Raw genomic sequence first — 6,069 nt, 5'->3', positions numbered from 1 at the left:
TAAGTCAGTATACCAGCGGGTAATAATAGTTCGTAGCCTGTTTCCATAAAGCAAAACTACTCCCTTTTTTCTAACTCCACAACTTTAAGGGGTGAGCCATCACTACCAGAAAATCCATGAATTAGACCGTAAATCGCTTTCAAACAATGCCTTAGTTTGTCATGGAAGAACTATTCCTGAAAATAAAGGTTCCCGCTTCCAAATGGCATAAAGAGGGAGCGCCTTACCTGGATACCTTCAGCGAGATCCATGTGATAGACAATACTTCCGTCGAACTGTGTAATTATGATTCGGATGACCAGATCGGCGTATGCCGCGGGACTTACGGGAAGGCCAACAGGAGCAAATACTTTTGCCCGCTCTGTGGCAGGATACACTATGACGACAGTGCACCGCTCTGTAAATCCTGTTATAAAAACATTTACGTGGAAACACAATTCGGGAATGCCATTGAAGGAAAGGCTGTCACCTATAACGGCAAACTATACCCCTCCGTACTCTTCAAAAGAAAACGCCCCAAACCCAATTTCAGGCTATGCCTTAAACTGAGGTCTCACAATGAAGAGATAGCCTTTTTTCGTTTTTCTGATTGCTTTTTCTCTTTTGTTTTCGATTCTCTCTTTTTTTGTTGGCTACATTGCTTCATATAGTCCCTTTTTGCAATAATCCCGGTTTAAAAGGTTTCATAGGGGGATTTTAGCCTTATGATGCCACTTTAGCTATATTATGCGCAATAGCCAGTAATCCAAACTCCACTTCCACTTTGTTTTTACCCTTGCATAGGAAGCGTTTGAAGTTCTTGTTATTTTTGAGATTTCCGAAGGTCGCTTCTACATCCTGTGGTCTCTGACTTCGATGTACAAGTCCCTGGGGTGAGAGTAGTTTTTCTTTTTCTTCTGCCTTGAGCTTGTTCAATCTGTGATTCACTTCTATCCTCCGATTTGCCTTAGATTTGTGACAGAGTGATCTGAGTGGACACCCCTGACAACGGATAGCCTGATATATATGTATCTCTTGTTCAAAACCTGTTTTGGTGTACTGTTTGCGCCTACCGATAAATCTCATGGGTTGCCCCATTGGACAGTAAAAGCAATTCAGTGTACTGTTGTAATAAAAGTTAGAAGAACGGAAGGGATCTGTTCTCCACTTCTTTGTCTGTTCTTTATGGAAATAGTTATACTTGATAAAGGTTTTGATCCCTTTTCCTCTGGCGTAAAGGTAATTTTCTTCACTTCCATATCCGGCATCACAGATAGACTCCTTGGGATAAAAACCATACAATGGCTTAAACTCTTCTATATGTTCAGTATATGTGGTAGTATCCGCAGTCGTTGCGTGAAGGGTGTAATTACTGATAAATTGTTCGTTGGTGGAGATTTGTACATTGAAAGCGGGTTTGAGTTGGCCATTTAACATGTGATCTTCCTTCATACGCATAAAAGTTGCATCCGGATCAGTCTTGGAATAACTACCCCGACCATCAAGAATTTGCTCTTGCTGCTCATAACGCTTCAACTGTTCAGGCCAGGCTTTCTTTACCCGTTTCACTTTCTGCTTTACCTTCTTGTCACAATCCACATCACGCAAAGCTTCATCGATACGATCCACCACCTGAGCCACTTTATCGGCGCTGATATCTTCAGCAAGCAGCGGTGTTTCTTCCATCAGCTCCTGCTTGGTTACAGACTCGGCATAAGCCCAAAGCTCATTTAGTTGCTCTGCAATCTTACTGATACGGGTACTGATGGATTTACCCCAAACAAACGTATAGCGGTTAGCGGAGGACTCAATCTTGGTGCCATCGGTATATACCCGATCCAAACTAACAAGACCCTCTGTGACCAGAAACTTGACGATGGTAGAGAATACTTCCTTCAAGACGCCTTTTAAACGACCCGAACGAAAACGGTTGATCGTATTGTGATCGGGAACATCCATCCCGTTTAACCAAAGAAAGCGAATCTCGTTACGGCAAAGATCTTCGATACGCCGGGAAGAATATACATTACGCAAATAAGCATAGACAAGCAACTTGAGCATCAAGCGAGGATGATAAGCATGGCTGCCCAAACGAGAATACTTGCGGTACAAAGAAGTCAAATCAATCTGTTCGATGATACCGTCTACGACACGGACAGGATCATTATCAGGAATTAAATCACCTAAACAGGGAGGTAATAACAGATTGTCGTTGGTGTGTAGGATTTAAACATTATACTTGCTTTATGTGATGACACTTAAAGATACGAATCTTTAAGCACATAAGCAAGTCTTTGTTTGGTGAAATGAAGGCTTGCTGCTTTTTATACCCCCCCCCAAAAAAATGAGGCCATCTCTTCATTGTGAGACAGCCTCATAGGCTAACGATTTGGTAACTGAAATGTAGCGCAAATCTGCTTCGGGATAAACATTTCAAATAGCTTTAGAATAATACAAGCTACTCATTTTAAACATGTTACCTGTCAGGCTGCTTCAAACTGCTTCAAGCTGCTTTAGTATAATTTGCTGATTTTTATACATTTGGCTAGACATTCGTTTGCTACAATGTCTCTGAATAATGGGGTAAGTTTGAAGGCTGTTAGTTTAATGTTAGGGCATACCAATATAAAACAAACAGAGCATTATAGTAAGTTGATGAATAATACTATTTATAATGAAATGAGCAATCTAGAAAATATTTCAATAGATTAAATGATAATCAGTTATCAATAAATATATAGTAGGGTTGGAGTTCTAATTCTGACCTTATTTTATTATCACTAGTATTTCATTAAAAACAGAAATTTCTATTGCAAATTATTGGATTATAACTTATTATACAGATATTTAAAGCGAACGGATTTCAATTCTAACTTCTTCAATAAAGTCATTATTCAATATGGCAAAGTGCGATGTGGCTCTTGTAAGCTAGGTTTGCTCAATTAAATTTTAATCGTCTCTTTTTAATAGGACTCTAGTGTTTTATTATATATTAACGTGAGTTCGAAATAATAGTATCTTGATATCAGCTAGTTATGGGTTTTCCTTGTGAACTTTGTGCAAAACTTTGTGCAAAACTTTGTGTTCTTCGTGGTTAAATCTCATTTTTTACCACAAAGGGCACAAAGGAAAACCACAAAGGATACGGGATTTTACCCCATAATATTTTGGCAAACAATTGATTGCATACTATTCTTTATATCGAACTCACGTTAGGTTAACATCAGCTAACAGATTTTCTGTTATAGATAATTTTCAATTACTGATCGATATTTAAGAACCTTACTCAGGATTATTTACTACCTTCGTATATCCAAAAAAATATGATAGATCAAAGTACGATAGACCGCATAATGGACGCCGCACAGATAGTAGATGTGGTATCCCAGTTTGTAACCCTCAAACGCAGGGGGATAAACTATGTGGGACTATGTCCGTTCCATACAGACAAGAGCCCTTCCTTCTACGTTTCCCCGGCAAAGAACATCTGCAAATGCTTCGCCTGCGGAGAAGGCGGTACTGCCGTTCACTTCATCATGAAGCACGAGCAATTATCGTATTACGAATCGCTTAAATTCCTTGCAAAAAAATACAATATCGAGGTACAGGAGCGCGAACTTACCGACGAGCAGAAACAGGCATACAACGAGCGCGAAAGCCTCTTTATATTAAATGATTTTGCCCGCGATTATTTTGCAAATACGCTTCACAACCACATTGAAGGCAAATCGGTAGGATTAAGCTATTTCAAAGAGCGGGGCTTCAGGGGCGATATCGTCAGGAAATTCCAATTGGGATATAGTCTGGAACAACGTGATGCTTTCAGCCAGGAAGCCATAAAGACCGGGTACAACGAAGATTATCTGGTAAAGACCGGGCTAGCTATAAAGAATGAGAATAGCGGCCAGCTTATCGACCGCTTTCGCGGACGCGTGATGTTTCCCGTACATACACTTTCGGGCAAGGTGGTTGCCTTCGGCGGACGGATATTGAAGAAAGCCGAAAATACGGGGAAATATGTAAACTCTCCCGAAAGCGGCATTTACCATAAAGGAAACGAATTGTATGGCATCTTCTTTGCCAAACAGGCTATAACCAAAGCGGATTGCTGCTATCTGGTGGAAGGCTATACCGACGTTATATCCATGCATCAGGCGGGAATAGAGAATGTTGTAGCCTCGTCGGGAACTGCACTTACACACGGGCAAATACGGCTTATACACCGCTTTACGAACAATGTAACTGTGATATACGACGGCGATGCCGCGGGAATCAAGGCGGCGCTGAGGGGGATAGACTTGCTATTGGAGGAGGGGATGAACATCAAGGTAGTCTTGTTGCCCGATGGTGAAGATCCCGACTCTTTTGCGCGTAAGCAAAATGCAGAATCGTTTACACGCCATATAGCCGAACACGAAAAAGATTTTATCCGCTTCAAAACAGAACTGCTGCTTGGCGAGGCCGGTAACGACCCTATAAAAAGAGCCGCTCTTATATCTGATATTGTAAACAGTATATCGGTGATTCCCGACAATATTATCCGCACTGTATATATCAAGGATTGCAGCGTGCTGCTCAATATAGACGAACGCGTACTCACGCAGGAGGTGAATAAGAAGCGGCTGGCTTATATGGAGAAGAACCATACACCGGTAATTCCACCCGAACAGTCGGCATTGAACAATGATTTGTCGCAGCCTGTAATTACGTCGTCGAAAACAGTTGAAAAGAAGCTCCCGTTTCATAAATTCGAAAGGGCAATCCTCTATTACATTGTGCGCTACGGTATGGAGATAATGTTTGCCGGAGGGGAAGACAATTTTGTGACAAGCGATATGCCGACTACTGTTATCGACTGGGTGAAATTCGACCTGCAACGCGATGGCTTTTGGTTTACTCATCCGCAATACAAGCTTATGCTGGATGAGGCTATAGAAAAATCGGTGGACGAGACGTTTATTCCCTCGCGCTATTTCCTTGCTCACACCGACCCCGAAGTGAGCCGGATTGCCGCCGAATTGGTTAGCGACCGTTACCAACTAAGCAAGATACATATCAAGCAATTTGGTGAGGATGCGAAGAAAGAGGACACTCCTCTAGCCGAAGAAAAGCATCTGGTGAAACATGTGCCACGCGTGATTACTGAACTAAAAGACACTTATATATCGCAACAGATAAAAGAGATAAAAGCCCAGATGCAGGAAAAGCAAAAGGAAAACGATTGGGATGCTGCTATTGAGCTGATGCAAAAATTAAAATCGCTGGATGAGATAAAAAAGGCTCTGGCAAAGGAATTAGGCGAAAGAATTGTATTGAGGTGGTAAAAAAAACAGTCGCATCGGCAAAACAGGCTCGAAGCAAAAGGATGATGTCAACGCTGAAAGCTTTGATTTTAGCGTTGAATGATTTCGCCGAAGCATCAGTGAGCCTTTCATTGAAGTAGTTAATGATTGTTTGGTTATGATTTTTAAAGCGGAATATACTAAATATAGACTTAGTTTGGCCATACAAAGATAAAACGACCTATGTTATTACCCATAATCCGATGGGTACAAACGAGAACGTTCACTTTATTACGGAGAATGTAGTTGAAGAGATTTCAAAACTTCGGATAGGAAACGGTACAGACATTTGGCTTATTGACGGTGGTCAGTTGATAACAATGCTTCTCAATCAAGATATGGGTGATAAAATGACGATTATCACTATTCCTATTCTTCTGAGAAACGGAATACCGTTATTTCCAGACAGCCCAAAAGAATCTCAATGGGAATTACAAAACAGCATGAGTTGTAAAAACAGAGTAGCGCAAACTTTAAAAAGGAAGTGTACTAAATTTAGTTTTTAGTTGTTTAAGGTATTCGGAAGGCGAGATGCCAAACTCGTCCTTAAAGCATTGCCTAAAATAAGCCATACTACTCATACCTACAGTGTAAGCTACTTCTGAAATAGTATATTTTCCGGTGAGAAGTAATTCCTCAGCATTACGGATCTTTATTTTTCAAGTTCGCTAGTTAAAACTATGTACTTTAGTACAAGGCTTTAGCTTCTATAAATGTTTAAAATTCTATCTTTGTAACGTTTATGGAA

At 40.7% G+C, this 6,069-nt stretch carries 5 protein-coding genes and 2 pseudogenes; 4 read left to right on the top strand and 3 right to left on the bottom strand.

What is annotated here, in order from left to right; genetic code table 11:
- The first annotated feature begins 294 nt into the window (after window positions 1-294).
- Window positions 295-549 carry a hypothetical protein gene (locus tag D0T57_RS14885; protein WP_163274265.1) on the top strand — a complete coding sequence of 85 codons (255 nt, stop codon included), beginning with the start codon at window positions 295-297 and terminating at the stop codon, window positions 547-549.
- A gap of 153 nt (window positions 550-702) precedes the next feature.
- On the opposite strand, the pseudogene D0T57_RS14880 reads toward D0T57_RS14885, so the two are convergent.
- Window positions 703-2,213 (bottom strand): annotated as a pseudogene (locus tag D0T57_RS14880) (IS1182 family transposase).
- Window positions 2,214-2,502: 289 nt separating this feature from the next.
- Between D0T57_RS14880 and D0T57_RS14875 the strand changes: the two are divergent.
- Window positions 2,503-2,691 carry a tyrosine-type recombinase/integrase gene (locus D0T57_RS14875; protein ID WP_368666934.1) on the top strand — a complete coding sequence of 63 codons (189 nt, stop codon included), beginning with the start codon at window positions 2,503-2,505 and terminating at the stop codon, window positions 2,689-2,691.
- Between the two features lie 611 nt (window positions 2,692-3,302).
- The gene (gene dnaG / locus D0T57_RS14870) at window positions 3,303-5,303 is read left to right on the top strand and encodes a DNA primase (RefSeq protein ID WP_163274263.1); all 2,001 of its coding nucleotides are present in this window, start codon (window positions 3,303-3,305) and stop codon (window positions 5,301-5,303) included.
- A gap of 55 nt (window positions 5,304-5,358) precedes the next feature.
- On the opposite strand, the pseudogene D0T57_RS15945 reads toward dnaG, so the two are convergent.
- Window positions 5,359-5,451: pseudogene (locus D0T57_RS15945) on the bottom strand (transposase); the annotation flags it as partial.
- A gap of 7 nt (window positions 5,452-5,458) precedes the next feature.
- Between D0T57_RS15945 and D0T57_RS14860 the strand changes: the two are divergent.
- The gene (locus tag D0T57_RS14860) at window positions 5,459-5,827 is read left to right on the top strand and encodes a dihydrofolate reductase family protein (RefSeq protein WP_368666936.1); all 369 of its coding nucleotides are present in this window, start codon (window positions 5,459-5,461) and stop codon (window positions 5,825-5,827) included.
- On the opposite strand, the gene D0T57_RS14855 is transcribed toward D0T57_RS14860, so the two are convergent.
- The gene (locus D0T57_RS14855) at window positions 5,795-5,971 is read right to left on the bottom strand and encodes a helix-turn-helix domain-containing protein (RefSeq protein WP_368666935.1); all 177 of its coding nucleotides are present in this window, start codon (window positions 5,969-5,971) and stop codon (window positions 5,795-5,797) included. The two genes, D0T57_RS14860 and D0T57_RS14855, sit on opposite strands and share 33 nt — an antisense overlap.
- Window positions 5,972-6,069 lie beyond the last annotated feature (98 nt).

The sequence above is a fragment of the Dysgonomonas sp. 511 genome, assembly GCF_010501105.1.
Lineage (GTDB): Bacteria > Bacteroidota > Bacteroidia > Bacteroidales > Dysgonomonadaceae > Dysgonomonas.
The sequence above is the reverse complement of the archived record's forward strand: the minus strand, read 5'-3'. Positions and strand labels throughout refer to the sequence as shown.